The 18,989-nt window shown below is 69.4% G+C and carries 17 protein-coding genes; 2 read left to right on the top strand and 15 right to left on the bottom strand.

Going from position 1 to position 18,989, the window contains the following annotated elements:
- Positions 1 to 30 precede the first annotated feature (30 nt).
- Positions 31 to 906, top strand: a complete 876-nt coding sequence (locus tag OHA10_RS13670) for a hypothetical protein (protein ID WP_371406567.1) — start codon at positions 31 to 33, stop codon at positions 904 to 906.
- 24 nt (positions 907 to 930) lie between these two features.
- Here the strand turns inward: OHA10_RS13670 and OHA10_RS13665 are convergent, their stop codons facing one another.
- The gene (locus OHA10_RS13665) at positions 931 to 1,677 is read right to left on the bottom strand and encodes an SDR family oxidoreductase (RefSeq protein ID WP_371406566.1); all 747 of its coding nucleotides are present in this window, start codon (positions 1,675 to 1,677) and stop codon (positions 931 to 933) included.
- Positions 1,678 to 1,778: 101 nt separating this feature from the next.
- On the opposite strand from OHA10_RS13665, the gene OHA10_RS13660 reads away from it, so the two are divergent.
- On the top strand, positions 1,779 to 2,594 hold the full coding sequence (locus OHA10_RS13660; RefSeq protein WP_371406565.1) for a helix-turn-helix transcriptional regulator: 816 nt from the start codon (positions 1,779 to 1,781) through the stop codon (positions 2,592 to 2,594).
- On the opposite strand, the gene OHA10_RS13655 is transcribed toward OHA10_RS13660, so the two are convergent.
- The 14 genes from OHA10_RS13655 to OHA10_RS13590 are packed head-to-tail and all read right to left on the bottom strand — an operon-like array spanning position 2,570 to position 18,989.
- Complete coding sequence (locus OHA10_RS13655) at positions 2,570 to 3,550, bottom strand: hypothetical protein (RefSeq protein ID WP_371406564.1); 981 nt, start codon at positions 3,548 to 3,550, stop codon at positions 2,570 to 2,572. The two genes, OHA10_RS13660 and OHA10_RS13655, sit on opposite strands and share 25 nt — an antisense overlap.
- A gap of 53 nt (positions 3,551 to 3,603) precedes the next feature.
- Positions 3,604 to 4,515 carry a hypothetical protein gene (locus tag OHA10_RS13650; protein ID WP_371406563.1) on the bottom strand — a complete coding sequence of 304 codons (912 nt, stop codon included), beginning with the start codon at positions 4,513 to 4,515 and terminating at the stop codon, positions 3,604 to 3,606.
- A 46-nt stretch (positions 4,516 to 4,561) separates the two neighbouring features.
- Entirely contained in the window at positions 4,562 to 5,701 is a 1,140-nt protein-coding gene (locus OHA10_RS13645) for a glycosyltransferase (RefSeq protein ID WP_371406562.1), read from the bottom strand.
- A 12-nt stretch (positions 5,702 to 5,713) separates the two neighbouring features.
- Positions 5,714 to 8,350, bottom strand: coding sequence for a glycosyltransferase family 4 protein (locus tag OHA10_RS13640; protein ID WP_371406561.1), 2,637 nt, complete (start codon positions 8,348 to 8,350; stop codon positions 5,714 to 5,716).
- Positions 8,347 to 9,648, bottom strand: coding sequence for a nucleotide sugar dehydrogenase (locus OHA10_RS13635; RefSeq protein WP_371406560.1), 1,302 nt, complete (start codon positions 9,646 to 9,648; stop codon positions 8,347 to 8,349). The genes OHA10_RS13640 and OHA10_RS13635 overlap by 4 nt, the downstream gene beginning before the upstream one ends.
- Positions 9,649 to 9,673: 25 nt before the next feature.
- The gene (locus tag OHA10_RS13630; protein WP_371406559.1) at positions 9,674 to 10,882 is read right to left on the bottom strand and encodes an acyltransferase family protein; all 1,209 of its coding nucleotides are present in this window, start codon (positions 10,880 to 10,882) and stop codon (positions 9,674 to 9,676) included.
- A gap of 4 nt (positions 10,883 to 10,886) precedes the next feature.
- Complete coding sequence (gene wecB, locus OHA10_RS13625; protein ID WP_371406558.1) at positions 10,887 to 11,939, bottom strand: non-hydrolyzing UDP-N-acetylglucosamine 2-epimerase; 1,053 nt, start codon at positions 11,937 to 11,939, stop codon at positions 10,887 to 10,889.
- A gap of 1 nt (position 11,940) precedes the next feature.
- Complete coding sequence (locus OHA10_RS13620) at positions 11,941 to 12,942, bottom strand: Gfo/Idh/MocA family protein (protein ID WP_371407937.1); 1,002 nt, start codon at positions 12,940 to 12,942, stop codon at positions 11,941 to 11,943.
- Between the two features lie 2 nt (positions 12,943 to 12,944).
- Positions 12,945 to 14,036: a DegT/DnrJ/EryC1/StrS family aminotransferase gene (locus tag OHA10_RS13615; protein WP_371407936.1), complete on the bottom strand. Its 1,092-nt coding sequence runs from the start codon at positions 14,034 to 14,036 to the stop codon at positions 12,945 to 12,947.
- On the bottom strand, positions 14,033 to 14,644 hold the full coding sequence (locus OHA10_RS13610; RefSeq protein ID WP_137252087.1) for an acyltransferase: 612 nt from the start codon (positions 14,642 to 14,644) through the stop codon (positions 14,033 to 14,035). The genes OHA10_RS13615 and OHA10_RS13610 overlap by 4 nt, the downstream gene beginning before the upstream one ends.
- Positions 14,641 to 15,834, bottom strand: coding sequence for a hypothetical protein (locus OHA10_RS13605; protein WP_371406557.1), 1,194 nt, complete (start codon positions 15,832 to 15,834; stop codon positions 14,641 to 14,643). Before OHA10_RS13605 ends, OHA10_RS13610 begins: the two co-directional genes overlap by 4 nt.
- The gene (locus OHA10_RS13600; protein ID WP_371406556.1) at positions 15,827 to 16,579 is read right to left on the bottom strand and encodes a hypothetical protein; all 753 of its coding nucleotides are present in this window, start codon (positions 16,577 to 16,579) and stop codon (positions 15,827 to 15,829) included. Before OHA10_RS13600 ends, OHA10_RS13605 begins: the two co-directional genes overlap by 8 nt.
- Positions 16,576 to 17,898 carry a glycosyltransferase gene (locus tag OHA10_RS13595; protein WP_371406555.1) on the bottom strand — a complete coding sequence of 441 codons (1,323 nt, stop codon included), beginning with the start codon at positions 17,896 to 17,898 and terminating at the stop codon, positions 16,576 to 16,578. Before OHA10_RS13595 ends, OHA10_RS13600 begins: the two co-directional genes overlap by 4 nt.
- Positions 17,895 to 18,989, bottom strand: coding sequence for a glycosyltransferase (locus tag OHA10_RS13590; protein WP_371406554.1), 1,095 nt, complete (start codon positions 18,987 to 18,989; stop codon positions 17,895 to 17,897). Before OHA10_RS13590 ends, OHA10_RS13595 begins: the two co-directional genes overlap by 4 nt.

Below are 18,989 nucleotides of genomic sequence, written 5' to 3'. Positions count from 1 at the left end.
CCGGGGGCGGCCCGCCACGGGAGGTCGACGATGAGCCTCCCACCCAGGGCGGTGATCGTGCATCGGGCGACCGAGTTGACCGAGTTGATCGCCCGGCACGGGACGCGGCAGCAGGCCGGGTTCTTCCTCGCCGGGCGCGGGCGGGACCTCGCCGAGCTCGATGCGCGGCACCAGGCCCAGCAGGACGCCCTCGCCACGGTATCGGCGGCGATCCCGCTGGACTGGCGCCGAGCCGTTGCCGAGCGCAACGACCTGGACCGGTTCGGGTTCGGCCCGGAGGACGTGGTGATCGCGGTCGGCCAGGACGGTTTGGTCGCCAACGTCGCGAAGTACCTCGATGGTCAGCCGGTGATCGGCATCAACCCCGAGCCGGCCCGGAACCCCGGCGTACTCGTGCCGCACGAACCGGACGCGATCGCGGACCTGCTCGTCACCCGCACGTTCGCCGAACGCACGATGGTTGCCGCGAGCACCGATGACGGGCAACAGCTGCTGGCGCTCAACGAGGTGTACGTCGGCCACCGCACGCACCAGTCCGCCCGCTACCGACTCAGCTCGCCCGACGGGCTGCCCGAGCGGCAGTCGTCGTCCGGGATCCTGGTCGGCACCGGCACCGGATCGACCGGCTGGTGCCGATCGGCCTGGCAGGAACGACGCAGTCCGCTCGGACTGCCGGCGCCGACCGATCCGACGCTGTGCTGGTTCGTCCGCGAGGCCTGGCCGTCACCGGCGACCGGAACCGACAACACCGAAGGGTTGCTGAAGGCACCGGATTCGCTGACGATCACGGCCGAGTCGGACCTGGTCGTGTTCGGCGACGGGATGGAGTCCGACACGCTCACCCTGAGCTGGGGTCAGCGCGTCGAGGTCGGCGTGGCCGCGGTGAAGTTGCACCTCGTGGTCTGAACACGAAGCCTGGGTGAACAGGTGCTAGATCTCCTTCGACGGCTGGATGATCAGGTGCGGCAGATTGACGTCGCGCGGGCGACCGACGACGTACGCGACGAGCTCGGCGACCTCGCTCACCGGGACGGCAGGGAGGGTGCGGCGCAGATCGTCCACCATTGAGCGCAGCTCGTCGGGGAAGCTGTCGGCGAGTTCGGTGCCGTCGATCATGCCGGGCTCGAGGTTGGTGACCCGGATGCCCTCACCGGCGAGTTCGGCCCGCAGCGTGCGCGTGAGATGGCTGACGCCTGCCTTCGAGGCGCCGTACGCCGCCATGCCCGGGTTGAACCTGTCCGCGGCCAGCGAGGAGACGTTGATCAGGTCGGTTGTCCGCGCTGCGGCCGACCGTTTGAGGGCCGGCAGGAACGCGTGCGTCACCGTGATGACGCCGGTCAGGTTGACCTCGACGGTACGACGCCAGTGGGCGAGAGGACCGTCCCCGAACGGGACCACCGACATCAGCCCGGCATTGTTGACGAGCAGGTCCAGGTCGCCGAAACGCTCCTGCACCCGGGCCGCGGCCTCGGCCACGGACTCCTCGGACGTGACATCGGCCGGTACGACGAACGCCGTACCGCCCGCCTCGGCGATCTGCGCGGCGACCTTCTCGAGGCGGTCGCGACGGCGGGCGAGCAGTGCGACAGATGCGCCGTCGGCGGCGAGACGGGTGGCGATGGCGGCACCGATTCCGCTGGCGGCGCCGGTGACGAGCGCGATACGTGAAGTACTCATGGCTCAACGCTCCGCCGGGCGACGGCGGCGCAGAAGATCCGCTTCGACCGTAGGTCCGGCAGTACCACCCAGTGCGTTGAACGTCCCGGGATACTGGACGGGTGAGTGCGCTGGGAGAGTTCTTGCAGACCAGACGGGCCAGGGTGGGTCCCGAGGACGTCGGGTTGCGGCCGGGGCCGGATCGCCGCGTCACGGGCCTCCGCCGGGAAGAGGTCGCGCTGCTGGCGAACGTGAGCGTCGACTACTACATCCGCCTCGAGCAAGGGCGCGCCGGCAATCCATCCGTCGCGGTGCTGACTGCGGTCGCCGACGCTCTGCGGATGGATCAGGCCGAGCGCGATCACCTCCGATCGCTGGCCTGCGCGGCGCCACCCGCCGTACCGCCGAAGGCGCCCGTTCGCCCGCAACTCAAGGCGATGCTGGACGCGATGCAGGACCTGCCCGCGATCGTCGTCGACCGCTTGAGCAACGTGCTCGCGTGGAACTCGGCCGCCACCGCCGTGATCGCCGACTTCGAGGATCCGGCGCAGCGAAACCTCGCCCGGCTGTACTTCCTGGATCCCTCGTCACGAACCTTCTACGCCGACTGGGAATCCGTCGCCGAGGACGCGGTCGCGCTACTCCGCCGAGCCTCGGCCGAGTACGCCGACGACGCGGAGCTGGCGGCCCTGGTAACCGAACTCCGCACCGCCAGCTCCGACTTCGAGCGCTTCTGGCTCTCCCAGAACGTCCAGAACCGCTCCCACTGCCCGAAGACCTTGAACCACCCCACCGCCGGGAGACTGACGTTCTCCCTCGAATCCCTCCAACTCCCCGGCGACGACGGCCAGTTCGTCCTCACCTACACCCCGGCCGACCCGGCCACCGAGGCCTGGATCTCTGCCGGCCGGGGTCAGTCGCCGTTGGCGGTGTCGTAGACGGGGATGGTTACCCAGCGGAAGTTGACCGGGTCGCTGAGGTCGCCGGCTACCTCGCCGCGGGATTGGATGACGGTGGACAGGCCGTTGGCGTGGCCAACGGCGTACAGGTAGTTCTTCTTGGTGTCCTTGTCGATGCCGAGCAGGAGCGTGCCGTACTGACCGCAGCCCATCGCCGACAGCGTCTCGAAGCCCTGCCAGGTACGCGTACGGACCTGCTTCACCACCGGCTTCATCGGGGACGCCGACGGGATCCGGATCGTGTAGAGCGCCCCGCCGCGGGTGTTCGCGAGGAACGTGTCGTACGTCGGGGTCTTCGCGATCAGCGTCATCGTCTTGACCGACGAGAAGCCCGGGTACGATCCGCTGGCCCGCCAACCCTTCTCGCCGAGGTTCCAGCGGTACAGCACGCCGTCGTTGCGCAGCGCGTACGCCGCCGACCGGTAGATCTTCTTCGTCCCGTTGTCGGGGCTCTCGTAGTCCGAGACCTCCAGGAACGTGAAGCTGCCCCAGCCGCCACCGACCCGGCTGAGCGAGCGGTTGTCGATGGTGCCGTCGGCGTACGCCTGGTAGTAGCTGTAGTAGAGCGCGTCGCCGATCACGACGTACCCGTAGCGATCGGTACCGGAGATGTCCGGCTCGATGGTCTGCCGGGCGCTCAGCCGGACCTGCCCGGGAGCGAATGCCCCGGCGGTGGTCCAGTTGTCCGGCACCTGCGGAGGCGTCGTCGCGGTCGGGTCCGCGAAGTGGTGCCCGCCGCTCGCGGTCACTCCGCCCTGCCAGACGAAGCAGGCGTTGGCCTGCGCCGCCGTGATCTTCTTGTTGGTGCCCGGCACTGTCGCCCCAGGCTTGGTGGGGTCAGGCTTCGCCGTCCCCTGTGCGTGTGCGGCCGCGGGCATCAATGCAGTCAGCGCCAGTGCGGCGCAGCCCGCCAAAGCAGTCAGTCGTCGATTCATGTCCACCCCTTTCACACACTCTGATACAGAGCGGGCACGAAAGGTTGCGGCGTTCAGTCGCCGTTGGCGCCGTCGAAGATCGAGATCGGCACCCAGCGGAAGTAGGCCGGGTCGTCGAACGTCCCCGGGACCAGGCCCCGGGACTGGATCACCGTCGCCGTGCCATTCGCGTGCCCGACGGCGTACAGGTAAGCGGTCTTGGCGTCCTTGTCGATCCCCAGCAGCAGCGTGCCGTTCTTGCCGCAGGCCGCCGCCGACAGCGTCTCGAAGCCCTGCCAGGTGCGCGTTCGGACCGGTGTCACGACCGGCCTCAGCGGCGAAGCCAAGGGGATCCGGATCGTGTACAACGCACCGCCGCGGGTGTTGGCCAGGAAGGTGTCGTACGTCGGCGTCTTCGCGATCAGCGCCATCGACTTGACCGACGCGAAGCCCGGGTACGAGCCGCTGGCCCGCAGTCCGCCGTTCAGCTGGTTCCAGCGGAACAGGACGCCGTCGTTGCGCAGACCGTAGAACGTGGTGTGGTGGATCGTGCCGTCCGGGTAGCTCGCGTAGTCGGCGAGCTCGATCGCGGTGAAGTTGGTCCAGCCGCCACCGATCCGGCCGAGGGACGGCGGGTTCGACGGGTCCAGGTCGCCGACCATGTCGGTCCGGTACCGGCTGTAGTAGAGCGCGTCGCCGATGACGACGTACCCGTAGCGGTCGTCGCCTCCCGGTCCAGGCTCGGAGGTCTGCCGAGCGCTGAGCCGCACCTGCCCGGACTGATAGACCGCGAGGGTCTTGCCTTGCTCGATCGTCGGCGGAACGTTCGCGGTCACAGTGAGGTTCCGCTGTCCACCGACCGCTGTCACCGACCCCAGCCAAACCTGGCACACCGCGTTGTCCACAGCTGCGTGTGCGTTCGTCGGCACTATCGCGGCGGCCACCAGCGCCGCACCCCCGGCCAAAGCCGTCATCCGTCGCTTCATGGCGACCCCCTCACCCAGCTTGATGCGGGGAAGGCCCAGAAAGTTCTTACAGTTCGGAGTAGGCAGTGACCAGGGTGGCTGCGTCGTGCTCCCAGTTGAGTTCTGCCGCGGCGGTGCGGACGCCATCGGTGTACGTGCTGTAGTTCTCGATCACCGAGCGGACCGCATCGGTCAACGACTGCGCGTTGCCCGGCTCGTACAACCCACCGAGCTTGTACTGCGTGACGACGGCGCGCAGTTCGGGGAGGTCGGCCGCGACGACAGGAACGCCGGCCCGGACCGCGTGGAAGAGCTTGTTGGGGAGAGCCAGCCGATGGTTCTCGCAGGTGTTGGTGAGAGTCACCAGCGAGATGCCGTACGTGCGCAGCGTGTCGTCGACCTCGTCGATCGAGCGTTCCGCGACGGTCTCGACCGGGCCCAGATCCAAACGATAGTTGGGATCCACCGACCCCATCAGCACGGTCCGGAACGGCAACAGTTGCCGTGCCGCCGCAACCACAGTCGGCAGATCCCGCCCCGCGCCCACGCGACCGGCGTACAACAAACCCTCCGGCCGGTCCGGCGCCGGCGGTACGTCGTCAGCACGCGGGAACGTGTTCCGTACGACGCGCACGTCCGACAACCCACGCGACCGCAACCGCTCCGCGATCCCGTCCGACACCGTGAACACAACCCGCGCCCGGGACGCGAGCGAAACTTCGTACCGCCGCCCACGCGCCCGCCACAACGGCGTCGGCCGCCCCGGCAAAGCCCGGTCGAACCACAGCTCGTGGCTGTCGTACACCAGCGCGGCGGACCACCGCGAGGCGTACTCCGCCGCCAGCTCCAACGTGTTGAAGTCATGCGCGTGCACGACATCAACCGGCCCTGCCGCAGCCACAACCGGCGCGGCAGCGGTACGCCAGTGCTTCTCGGTGCGGTTGCGGTGCTCGGGCAGCAACAACCACCGCCCGAACCGCTTCGCCAGCACCTTGGGCCCGGAATGCCCGTGCCCGACGGTCAGCCCGCCGTTCCCGGTCCGCAGACCGGAGGAGCGGGAGACCGACTCCACTGTGATCCCCGGGCCGACTTCGAAGCCGTCCGGGACGTCGCGGCCGATCACGTGCAGCGTGTGACCGGCCGCGGCCAGCGCCGTGGCCTCCCGCAGGATCCGCGAGTCCCCGGCGATCGGGGACTGCGCGATCATCAGAATCCGCACTTACTCGCCGCCGGCCTCGGTCTCGAGCCTGGGGCCGAGTTCGTTCTTCAGGAACGGCAGCAGCACCTCGACCGAGCGATGCCCGTCGTGCAGGTCCCGGACGTAGCCGGGGCCGGCGTCGGCGATCTTCCGGGCCGAGTCACGCTCGCTGACCAACCGCTCGATCACCTCGGACAGGTCGTCCGGCGTCGCCTCGGCGATCGGCAGATCGGTCGGCAGCAGGTCCCGGACCGGGTCCGCGATGTGGCCGACGGTGACCCGGCCGGCGGCCATCGCCTCACAGGCGAAGACGCCGTACGAGCCGAGCAGCATCTGGTCGACGACGATGTCGGCGTCCTTCACCATCTCGGCCAGCTCCGCGTGCGGCACGCCCTGCACCCGCTGGTACGTGATCAGGCCGCGCGCGTCCAGATCGGTCAGCACCGGGTCGACGTACGCCGAGCCCTTGAGCGCGCTGGCCGACGGCGCGTGCAGCACCACCGGAACCTCGCGCTCGAGCACCGGCCGGCTCGATGCGAAGCCCTCGACGTCGACCGCCAGCGGGATCCAGATGCCGTTCTCGACGAACTCCAGCAGGTCCGGCGTGGTCACGTAGACCGGGCCGTCGTACCCCTGCAGGTGCCGGCGCATGTTGTCGTTGCCGGACTGCAGCCGCTGGGTCAGCTCGTCCTCGGGGTTGCGGAACGGCGAGTACCGGTAGCGCGCCCGGTGCAGGGCCGGGTCGCGGATCTCCGAGCCGTGGAACAGCACGCCGTGCTTGATCCCGGCCTGCTCGAGGATCGGTACGTCGGTGGTCCACATCTGCCCGCGCAGCTGACCGAACATCGGCCGCCCCGCCTCGAACAGCACGTGGGTGACTTCACGCAACGCGTACGCCGTCAGCTCGAGCTGCCAGCGCAGATCGGTCCGGTACTGCTTGTAGGTCCCGGTGCGGTGCACCTTGAAGTCGAACGCGCCGCTGCCCGTGGTCAGCGACTCGACCTTGACGTCCGGCACCTCGCGCTCGACGGCGGTCGCCCACAGCCAGGCCTGGCCGGCACTGTTGACCGGACCGATCAGCAGGTGCGGCTGCTTCTTCACCATCGGGCCGCCCGGGCGGACGACCTCCAGCTGACGGCCGGTGAGCTCGCCGTACAGCGCGCGCAGGTTGGCCGCCTGGCCGGACCAGGACACCTCCTGCTGGTACGCCGGGTCCGCGACCCGCTCGCGGTAGCTGTCCAGATCCGCGAGCACCGTGCGTACCTTCGCCGCGAGGTCCGCGGTGTCCTCGGCCGTGAAGACCTCGCCGATCCGGGTCCGGTCGACGAACTCCTTCATGCTCGGCATGTCGCTGACGACCACCGGCAGTCCGGCGAAGGCGTACTCGAACAGCTTGTTCGGCAGCGCCATCTCGTGGCTCGGGTAGCGCAGGATCGGGATGAGGCCGACGTCAGCGGTGCGCAGGAACGCGACCACCTCGTCGGGCTTCACCGGCTCGACGCAGTGCAGCCGGTTGTCGACGCCGAGCTGGATCGCCTGCGCCTGCAGCGCACGGACCGCGTCGGTCGCGACACCCGGCACACAGACCACGGCCAGGTGCACGTCCGGCAGGTCGACCAGTGCCTGTACGGCGGTGTGGACGCCGCGCGCCCGCGTCACACCACCGCTGTAGACGAGCAGCGGTACGTCGGAGGCCAGACCGATCCGGCTGCGGATGTCCGGCACCTCGACCGACACGTCGGCCGGGTTCGGGGTGTTCATCACGACGACCGGCTCGTGCTTCAGCTTGTGCTCGCGTTTGAGCCGGGTCGCGATCGCCGGGCTGACGGTGACCACCCGGTCGACGTCGCCGATGTACTCCCGCTCGTGGTTGGCCCAGGCCGCAATCGAACGCCGGGTGCGCGCACCGTACTGCGACAGGCCTGCGACGTACTCGTGCGCGTCGTAGACGACCTTCAACGTGCGGCCACGCAACTTCGCCCGGCCGGCGGCGCGGGTGGCGACACCGATCACGTGCATGTCGTGCGCGTGCACCACATCCGGCTCGAGACGGTCGATCAGGTCGCCGAACGCGATCTCCAGGTCCAGCGCCTCCGGGTGCAGCTTGCGCCACGGCGCCGGCCACGGGAGGCGGTGCAGCACACCGTCGTACGCCCGCCAGCTGAACTTGAACGGCGCGTCGGCCTTGTTGCCCACGCCCTTGCGGACCCAGCTGACCCGCTCGGCGGCCTTCCAGCGCGCCCGGCGGAGCAGGCGGGTGCCGACGCCGGCCTTGAACTTGAGTGGATTCCCCTGGCCCGCCTTCGCCCGCGCGATCGCGTGCCCGGAGTCGGCCTTGAGCTCCTTGAGCTCGGCCTGGATCCGCTCACTGCGCGCCACGTAGGTCGAGCGGTGCTTGTAGCCCACCAGCGGCGGACGCCAGTCGCGTCGCGCCGTACGGCTTCGTTTCCGTTCCTCACGCAGTGCGAACGGCACTGCCACCCGGACGATCAGCGCACCGTCGAGCATCTCCCTCGACGGCAGACCGCTGGCCGAGACCCCGAACACAGTGACCTCTGCGCCGGTCTCGGCCAGTGCTGCGGCCTCCTTGCGGACCCTACTGTCGTTGGTGACGTCGTTCGCGACCATCATCACGACCCGCAGGTCGGCAGTTGTCACTGGCTGACCGACCTTCCGATCACAATCCGCCGCACGCCGGCCCAGCGGGCCGGGTCGGTGCGGTCACGACCGTCGACGAGTACCTGCACACCCGGCAGGTCGGCCGGGCTCAGCTGCGCGTAGTCCGCGTGGTCGGCCTGCAGCACCGCCGCGTCGACCGGAGTACCCAGCGTGTACGGCGTGAAGCCGAGGCCCTGGAGCTCCTCGTCGGTGTACAGCGGGTCGTGCACGGACACCTCGGCGCCGCGCGCCTTCAGCGCCTCGACGGCCGGGAAGACTCCGGAGAACGCCGTCTCCTTCACGCCACCACGGTACGCCGCGCCGAGCACGACCACCTTCGCCCCCTTCAGGTCGCCGAAGGCGCCCTCGAGCAGGCCGATGGTGTAGTCCGGCATACCGGCGTTCGCCTCGCGGGCGGCCCGGACAACGGTTGCCTCCGGGTCGGTCCACAGGTACAGCCGCGGGTAGACCGGGATGCAGTGGCCGCCGACCGCGATACCGGGCCGGTGGATGTGGCTGTAGGGCTGCGAGTTCGACGCCTCGATCACGGCGTGTACGTCGATGCCGTTCTGGCCGGCGAACCGGGCGAACTGGTTCGCCAGGCCGATGTTCACGTCGCGGTAGGTGGTCTCGGCCAGCTTCGCCAGCTCGGACGCCTCGGCCGAACCGAGGTCCCAGACGCCGTTCGCGCGCGGCAGGTCGGGACGCTCGTCGAAGTCCAGCACGGCCTCGTAGAAGGCGATGGCGCGCTTGGCGCCCTCCTCGGACAGACCGCCGACCAGCTTCGGGTACTTGCGCAGGTCCGCGAAGACCCGGCCGGTGAGCACCCGCTCCGGCGAGAACACCAGGTGGAAGTCGGTGCCCTCGGTCAGACCGGAGATCTCCTCGATCATCGGCTTCCACCGGTTGCGGGTGGTGCCGACCGGCAGCGTGGTCTCGTAGCTGACCAGGGTGCCGGGGCTGAGGTGCTCGGCCAGCGAACGGGTCGCGTTCTCCATCCAGCCGAACTCGGGCTCGCCGGTCTTCTCGTCGACGAACAGCGGCACGACCACGACGACCGCGTCACTGTTCGGGATGGCGTCCGCGTAGTCCGTGGTCGCCCGCAGACGGCCGTCGGCCACGGTCTCGGCGAGCAGCTCCTGCAGGTGGGCCTCACCCGGGAACGGCTCCTTGCCGGCGTTCACCATCTCGACGAACTTCTCGTTGATGTCGACGCCGACGACCTGATGGCCCTTGGCCGCGAACTGGACCGCCAACGGCAGTCCGATCTTGCCTAAGGCAACAACACTGACACGCACTGGTTCTCCACTAGGTAGTGATTCTTCATCGGGGGCCCCGGAGCTTCCGTTCCAGCGGGTGCTCGACGAACTTGTAGAGCAGCCACGAGGCAATGATCGAGAGGACGAGGACACCGGCGTACCACGTCAGGTTGGACCAGCCGATCGGGCCGGCCACACCGTGGTGCTCCTTGATCGCGTACAGGATCGTGGCGTGCACCAGGTAGAAGGCGTAGGACCATTGGCCGAGCGCGACCATCGGCTTGCTGCGCAGCAGCGACCGGCCGCCGCGGGTGTCGCGGGCCGCGACCGCGAAGATCAGGAAGCCGTACAGGAAGGTGAGGATCTCCTTCTGGCACAGGCCCATGGTGACCGCGCCCGGGAAGTTCGCCGGGTGCGCACCGGAGTACCAGAGGATGTACAGGCCGCCGCCGGTGACCAGGAACGCGAACCACACCGGGATCCGCGGCTTCCAGCCCGACCGCAGCGAGATCGCCAGGCCGATACCGAACAGGAACGCCACCGAGTGCAGCACCGGTTGCGGCAGGATCGGTACGACGTCCTTGTAGTGGAACAACGCCAGTCGATACGCGCCGCCCAGCACGATCACGCTGACGCACAGGATCAGGCCGCCGGCCACCTTCAGCCGCTGCGTGGCCCGCCAGACGAACGGGAAGTACGCGTAGAAGAACGCCTCCACCGACAACGTCCAGCCCGCCGGGTTCCCGCCGTACAGGATCGTGGGGTTGTTGGACCAGCCGTGCACCAGGAACAGCGACAGCACCAGCACGGTGACCGAGATCGGCTTGATCCAGGACATCCCGGCCGGCGGGTCGACCCGGTAGAAGACGAAGAACGCCGCGACCAGGGTGAGGAAGTACAGCGGGAAGATCCGGGCGAACCGGCGCCGGTAGAACGTCCGGATCTTCGTGCCCTTCTGGGCCGACCAGGTCAGCACGAATCCGGACAGCACGAAGAAGAACGTGACGCCGGAGGTGCCGTACTTCAGGAAGTCGAAGATCGGCAGCGGCGCCAGGTTGGTCATGTGGTGGCAGAACACGAAGAAGGCCGCCCACCAGCGAAGGCCGGTGAGCGACTCGACTCGTGGCAGCCGTCCGCTGCGGGAAGCCGGCGGGGTGCCGGACTCCCCGGGGAAGGCACTGACTGGCGCACCGGGCGGCGGGGTCCCCACATCTGTCGACCCAGGCAGCTCCTGGGTCGACGGCGTCTGGTTCTCTTCGGCGGCCTTCGTCATGTAGTTACTCCGCGAGAGTGGCTACGACACGCTCAGCAGCGTGGCCGTCGCCGTAGGGCATCGGGCGTTCCCCCGTGGGAGCCGGCCGTGCGGCCAACTCGGGCAGCTTACTCACGTCGGATGTCAACACGTTCCACCCGTCCTCCAGCGTCTCGACCCACTCGGTCTCGGTGCGCAGCGTGGTGCACACCCGGCCGAGCAGGAAGGCCTCCTTCTGGAGACCGCCGGAGTCCGTCACCACACCGGCCGAACCGAGGACGGCGGCAACCATCTCCGGGTACGCCAGCGGCTCGCGGACGTGCAGCGAACCGTCCGGACGCTCCAGCTTGATGCCGTGCTCCGCGCACTTGGCGACCAGGCGCGGGTGGGCCAGCAGCAGCACCGGCGAACCGGCCGCGGCCAGACCGTCGACGATACCGGCCAGTCGCGCCGGGTCGTCGGTGTTCTCGGCCCGGTGGATGGTCGAGACGACGTACTCACCCGGCTTGAACGGCAGGTCCAGCGGCTTGTCCTGGACCGCGTCGCGGACCCGGAAGCAGACGTCGGTCATGACGTCGCCGACCAGGCGGGACTTGTCCTTCAGACCTTCGCTCGCCAGGTGGTCCATCGCGACCTGGGTCGGCGCGAGCAGCAGGTCGGCCGCGTGGTCGGTCAGCACCCGGTTGTGCTCCTCCGGCATCAGCCGGTTGAACGAGCGCAGGCCGGCCTCGAGGTGCGCGACCGGCAGGTGCATCTTCACCGCTGACAGGGCGCCGGCGAGCGTCGAGTTCGTGTCGCCGTACACCAGCACCCAGTCCGGCTTGTGCTCGTCCAGTACGGCGTCCATCGCGGCCAGCATCGCGCCGGTCTGGACGCCGTGGCTGCCGGACCCGACGCCCAGGTGGACGTCCGGGTCCGGGATGCGCAGGTCGGCGAAGAACACGTCGGACATGTTCTTGTCGTAGTGCTGCCCGGTGTGCACGATCACGTGCTGGTGCTCGGTCGCGGCGAATGCCTCCGCAACCGGCGCCAGCTTCACGAACTGTGGGCGAGCCCCGACAACACTCAGAACCTTCATGCTAGGCAGACTCCCCAGCGACCTTGATGGTTCGATCCTCGGCGGCGGACTGGATCACGGCCTCGGCCACCGCGACGGTGGTCAGACCCTGCTGCAGCGTGACGATGTCGGCTTCCTTGCCCAGGACGGCGTCGCGGAAAGCCTCGTGCTCGGTCTTCAGCGGCTCGGGCTTGCTGATCGCGTACCGGATCATGTCGCCCTCGCTGACACCGCGGAAGTGCGCGACGTCGTCCCACGCGGTCTGTACAGTGCCGTTCGCGTGGAACGACAGGTCGGCCGTCAGGGTGTCGGCGATGAACGCGCCCTTCTCACCGGTGACGACGGTGAGCCGCTCCTTCATCGGGGACAGCCAGTTGACCAGGTGGCTGGTGACGGTGCCGTCGGCCAGCTTGCCGGTCACCGCGATCAGGTCCTCGTACTGCCGGCCCGACTTGTGGGCGCTCTGCGCGGACACCGTGACGAACGGCGACTGCGTTACCCAAGCGGTCAGGTCGATGTCGTGGGTGGCCAGGTCGAGCACCACGCCGACGTCGGCGATCCGGGCCGGGAACGGGCCCTGACGACGCGTGGTGATCTGGTAGGTCTCACCCAGCTCGCCGGCCTCCAGCCGCACCCGCAGCGCCTGCAGCGCCGGGTTGTACCGCTCGATGTGGCCGACCGCGCCGACCAGCCCGGCCGCCTCGAACGCCTTCGCGATCTCGGTCGCCTCGGCCGAGGAGCCGGCCAGCGGCTTCTCGATCATCGCGTGCACGCCGGCCTCGGCCAGCGCCTTCGCGATCTCGGCGTGGTACTGCGTCGGCACCGCGACCATGCAGTAGTCGAGCTTCTCGGCGATCAGCTGCTCGATGTTCTCGTGCACCGGACGACCGCCGGCCACGTTGAACTTGTCACCGCCCGGGTCGGCGACCGCGACCAGGTCGACGCCCTCGAGGGAGGCCAGCACCCGAGCGTGGTGCCGTCCCATCATGCCCAGGCCGATCAGGCCCGCACGCAGGTTCGCCATGGTCACGCACCCGCCTTCGCCACGGTGTTCACCGCGGCCACGATCCGGTTCAGGTCGTCCTCGGACAGCGAGGGGTGGACCGGCAGCGAGAGCACCTCGGCCGCGGCCTTCTCGGTCTCCGGCAGGTCCAGCTCACGCTGGAACGACGGGAGCCGGTGGTTCGGGATCGGGTAGTAGACGCCGCAGCCGACGCCGTACTCCGTCCGCAGCGCGTTCGCGAAGCCGTCGCGGTCCTCGGTCACCCGGATCGTGTACTGGTGGTACACGTGGCTGGCCTCGGCGGCCACGGCCGGGACGCCGACACCGGCGAGGTTCGCGTCCAGGAAGGCCGCGTTCTCCTGCCGCTGCTTGGTCCAGCCGCCGACCTTGGTCAGCTGCACCCGGCCGATGGCGGCGTGCAGGTCGGTCATCCGGTTGTTCAGGCCGACGACCTCGTTCTCGTACTGCTTGAGCATGCCCTGGTTGCGGTACAGCCGCATCCGGCGCTCGATGTCGGCGTTCGCGACCGAGTTCATACCGCCCTCACCGGACGTCATGTTCTTGGTCGGGTACAGGCTGAACATCGCGAACTCGCCGAAGGTGCCGACCGGCGCGCCGTTCCAGGTGGCGCCGTGGGCCTGCGCGGCGTCCTCGTAGATCTGGATGCCGTGCTTGTCCGCGATCTCCTGCAGGGCGGTCATGTTGGCCGGGTGACCGAACAGGTGCACCGGCATGACGGCCTTGGTCTTCTCGGTGATCGCTGCCTCGACCGCCTTCGGGTCCAGGCAGAAGTACGTCGGCTCGATGTCGACGAACACCGGGGTGGCGCCGGTCAGCGCGACGCTGTTCGCGGTCGCGGCGAAGGTGAACGACGGGACGATGACCTCGTCACCCGGTCCGACGCCCGCGGCCAGCAGGCCGAGGTGGAGACCCGACGTGCCCGAGTTCGTCGCGACGCACGCACGGCCGGAGACCAGCGCTGCGCCGAACTCCTGCTCGAACGCCGCTACCTCGGGGCCCTGGGCCAGCATGCCGGACTGCATGACACGGTCGACTGCCTCGCGCTCCTCCTTCCCGATGATCGGCTTCGCGGCCGGAATCGGCTGCACCATCAGTTCTCCTCCAGGTTTTCTTCGGCCGGCCGCAGCCGCCCGTCGGTTTCGATGTACATCTCGCCCGTGTTCGGGCACTTCCACTCGCCGTCACCGACGGAGAGCAGCGGAACTCCGGCCTTGCCGACCCACTTGAGCCGCCGAGCCGGAACCCCGGCGACCAGCGCGAAGTCTGGCACGTCCTTGGTCACCACCGCACCGGCGGCGACGGTGGCCCAGCGGCCGATGGTGACCGGGGCCACGCAGACGCTGCGCGCACCGAGCGAGCAGCCTTCCTTCATCGTCACCCCGACCGGTTCCCAGTCGTGCCCGCTCTTCGGCGAACCGTCCGGGTTCACCGCGCGCGGGAAGTAGTCGTTGGTGAGCACGACGGCCGGTCCGATGAACACACCGTCCTCGAGCGAGGCGGGCTCGTACACCAGCGCGTAGTTCTGGATCTTGCAGTTGTCGCCCATCCGGACCCCGGTCCCGACGTAGGCGCCGCGACCGACGATGCAGTTCTTGCCGAGGACGGCGTTCTCGCGGATCTGCGCGAGGTGCCAGACCGACGATCCGTCGCCGATCTGGGCGCTGTCGTCGACGTCGGCGGATGGCGCGATGCGGGACGTCACAGGGTCTCCTTCTGAGTCAGCCAGGGGGTAAGTGCTTCGGCCGAGCGGCGTCCGTCGTGCAGCTCCGTCACGAAGCCGGGACCGTCCGTCGCCCGCTCGGCGGCGGCGTCACGATCGGCGATCAGACCGGTGACGACATCACCCAGGGTGTCGGGATCAGCCTCCACGATCGGCACCTCTCGCCCGGCCAGACTACGCACCCGCCGGCGCACACCGTCACCGACGTACGAAACGACGATCCGCCCGGCGGCCAGGGCTTCCGCGGCCGCCACGCCGTACAGGCCGATCCGGAGTTGGTCGACAACGATGTCGGCGTCGCCGATCACGGCCGGCATGCCGCTGTGCGGTACGCCGGTGATGCGCCGGTACTCGATCTGTCCGCTCTCGTGCAGAGCGGTGAGGACGGCGTCGATCTCCTCGGTGCCCTTGAGCTTGGCGTTCGACGGAACGTGAGCAACGACGGGCTTGTCGTGGCCGAACAGCGGCCGCGCCGCCTGCTGCCAGGGCGCCGGGTCGATCGCGACCGGCAGCCACTGCGCGTTCGGTACGTCGTCCAGCAGGTCGACCGTGGAGACGAAGACCGGCAGGTTCAGCGACTCGACCAGCTCGGCGTGCCGGCGGGCCTGCGCCTCCAGCCGCTCGGTCAGCTCGTCACCCGGGGTGAACGGCGACCACTGCTCGCGCTTCGCGTGCCGGCTGGGCAGGCGGATGTCGGAGCCGTGGAAGAGCAGCGAGACGTTGATGCCCTTCGCGAGCATCGCCTCGATGTCGGGGGTTGCGTCCGGGTAGCCGCGGGAGCCGAAGACCGGCCGCAGCGACTCGACCATCACGTGTGTGTAGTTCGACAGGATGTGCTGCTGCTGGGCGCGCTGCCAGCGCGGCTGGCCGAACCAGGCCAGCGGTACGCCGTAGTCGACCGCGAACTGGAACTTCCCCTTGCGCTGCAGGACGAACGAGACGGCGTCCACGCCTTCGACGGTCCTGGCAGCCCGTGCCCAGGCGTTGCCCTGACCGGCGGAGTTGGTCGGCCCGACCCACATCCGCACCGGCGTCGTCGCTGCCGGCGGGAACGCCGGCAGCTGCGTGAACGAGTACCGCAAGCCCCGGAGGCGCCGCCGGACCGCTCCCGCGGTCCGGGCCAGCGGCGCCGGCAGGTGCTCGCGGATCGTCATCGTCGTCGTGTCACCCATTACCTGCTGGTGCCTTCAACTGGTCGAACTCACGGCGGGCGGCCGGCAGACCGAGCACCACCGGGGTGCTCGCCTTCCGCTGGCCGAGGTTCCAGCCGGCCCAGATCGCACCGGCGTCGAGCGCCACGACCACATCGGCCTTGTCGATGGTCGCCATCACGTCGCGACGGCTGAGCACGCGCTCCCAGTAGTTCTTACCGAGATCGTTGGTCGCCCGCTGCCCACGCAGGAACTTGACCGGTGCCGACGTCTTAATTGCCTTAGGCAACATCCGCCCGGCAACCTTGCGTGCCTTGCGCGCCCGCCACTCCACCGCCTTCACGACCCGCTTGGCCCCAGTAGGCCGCGGCTTCGCGGCTGGAGGGGGCGGGGCCGGCGTGGCGGACGGCGCCACCGGCTGGGTGACCGGGTTCTCGCCTGCGGCGGCTACCTCGGCTGCTGCCGGGGCGACCTTTGCCTCGTCGGCGACAACTGTCTCCGGATCGGCGACCGCCTCGGGGGCGATCACGGCGTCCGGGGCTTCGTCGGTTGCCTCGGCCTCGACCTCAGGCTCGGGTGCGGGCTGGGCCGGCATGCGCCCGGGGCCGATCAGCGTGAAGGTGTTGACCTTGTCGGCGACCCACGCGGACGGGGCCACCCAGCCGACGACGTCGATGGTGATGTTCTGGTCGCCGAGGTCCTCGCGGACCTGGTCGAAGTACGTCGGCGGAAGCCGACGCGTGGACAGCAGTACGACGGTGCTCATGCGGCAACCCCCTTCACAGACGCAGCCAGCGACTCGATCCGCGGATCCAGCTGCAGATCCCGCCGGTACGACGCACCGAACTCGCGCGCCTTCGCCCGGATCCCCTCGTCCGCGGTCCGCGCCGCGTGCGCCGCCTCGATCAGCGCCGCCGCGATCGCCTCCGGCGTCACGTCCGCCACCGGGAACCACAACGGATGACCCCGCAGTACGTCGGACGCCGCGTTCTCCGGGTCGTGCACCGACACCACCGGCAGCCCGGTGGCGAGGTACTCGAACACCTTGCCGCTGGTGACGTAACGGCCCTTGCCCAGCATCAGCAGCTGGACGTCGAACTCGTCGTACGCCTTGGCGATCTCGGCCTTGCCGACCGGGCCCTCGTAGCTGACCCCGGCCTCGGACGCGCTGTTGATCGTCGCGAGCATGTCCGCCCGCGGCTGCGCGTAGTACCCGAGGTAGCCGTGGATCTTGGCCTTCGCGCCGGCCAGCTCCTCGGACTGCTCCTTGGCGATCTTCCAGCCCTCGACGAACTCGGTCAGCGGCACCTTCGGCGACACCGTGCCGACGTACCCGAAGACCAGCGGGCGATCCGTGACCGCGCCGCGGTCGGCGGTGTCCGGCACCAGGTCGGGGTCGAAGCCGTTCGCGACCGTGTGCATCTTCGATGCGTGCGCCGGGTAGAGCTTCTCGTGCCACTCCTTGATCGGGTCGTTCACGAACCAGACCTCGCGAGCGGACTCGACCAGCTTCTTCTCCCACTTGGCCGCGCGGCTGTTCGGCTCGTGCAGCCGGTCACCGGTGAACACGTCCAGCAGCCACGCGTCGCGGTAGTCCATCACGTACGGCACCTGGAACTTCTTGTGCAGGTGGTACGCCGCGGTGAACGCGACATGCGGGTTCGCGGTCGCGACGGTCAGGTCGACCTTGCTGGTCTTGTGGATCTGCTCGGCGGCCTTCTCGATCACCGAACGCCACGGTCCGTACCCGGTCTCCGGGAACGGGATCTGGTCCTGCTTGGTGCGCCACTTGCTCCACAGCTTCGGGTTCTGCGCCCGGCGCTTGGACCACTTGCGCAGATCGGCTTCGAGGATCGGCCACTCGAACGGCACCCGGACAACCTCGACGGAGGGGTCGACCCGCTCCTCGAGAGTCAGGTCCGCACCGGTGAACCGGAAGAACGTGTCGCGGTCGGCCGTCAGCACGGTCACCTTCCAGCCGAGCGCGGCGAACCGGTTGGCCGTGGCCAGTGCCCGGTAGACACCGCCGCCCCGGCAGGGCGGGAAGCCCCAGGCGACGTACAACAGGTGAGGGCGGTCGGTCATGCACTTCCCTTTAGCAGTTTGAGAATCGCGTCGGCCAGGTCGTCGTACGGCGTATTGGTCGGCAGGTGCTCCGCTGCCCACTGCAGCGCGTGGTCGTGCAACTTCTCCAGCTCACCGGGGTCCGCGGACCAGCGCCGCAAGGTCTCGGCGGCTTCTGCCACCGAGTCCACCAGGACTCCGCCACCGGACTCCTCGATCACCCGGGTCTGCCGGGGCAGCCGGGTGGACAGCACGGGAAGACCGCTGGCGAGGTACTCGTAGATCTTGGACGGCATCGCTTCGATGAACGCCGGGGTCGGCTGCAGCATCGCCAGGCTGGCCCAGGCACCCTGCGCGATCCGCCACGCGTCCGCGGGTGGCTGGCGCCCGTGCAACCGGACGCGGCCGGCCAGCTCGGGCTCCTCGATCCGGGCCTCGAGCCGCTCCCGGTCCGACGGTGCGACCGGGCCGACCAGGTCGAGAGACCACTCCGGCGCCGCGGCGACGGTCTCGACCATGTCGAAGAGTCCACGGCTCTCCCGGAGGTCACCGACGTACACAGCGCGCGGAGCGCCGGTCGCCGGGGCCGGAGCCAGGAAGCCGTGGTCAGGAAGGTTCTGCACCACGAGGCGGTGCTTCGCCTGGTGCGGCGCCAGATGCGAGTCGGCAACCACGGTGAGGTCGGCGCCCGCGGCCAGCTTCGACCCGGCGCGCACGATCAGCCGGGCCGGCAGACCGGCAGGGCCTTTGGCCCAGGCGCGGTCGGCCAGCAGCCGCTCGTAGTCCTCGTGGACGTCGACGACCAGCTTGCGCCGGCGCAGGCCGGTGACGAGACGGGCGATCGGGATCATGTCCGGATCGACCGTCATCACCACCTTCGCCTTGGTCCGCCACGGCAGCACGGCGGTCCGGGCCAGCCGCTGCACCATCGTGCCGCGCGGTCCGGCGTGCACGATCGCGCCGGCCGGTCCGCCGCTCGCCTCACCGAGGCCCCAGAGCTCGACCGTGAGGTCGCGCTGCTGCAGGGCCGCGGTGATCTTGTGCAGGCGCGCGTCGGCCACGTCGTGACCGGTCGTGATGATCCCCACGTCCGGCGCCGTGCTGCGTGACAT

It is taken from the genome of Kribbella sp. NBC_00662, assembly GCF_041430295.1.
GTDB lineage: Bacteria > Actinomycetota > Actinomycetes > Propionibacteriales > Kribbellaceae > Kribbella.
This window is presented reverse-complemented; position numbering and strand designations above follow the sequence as displayed.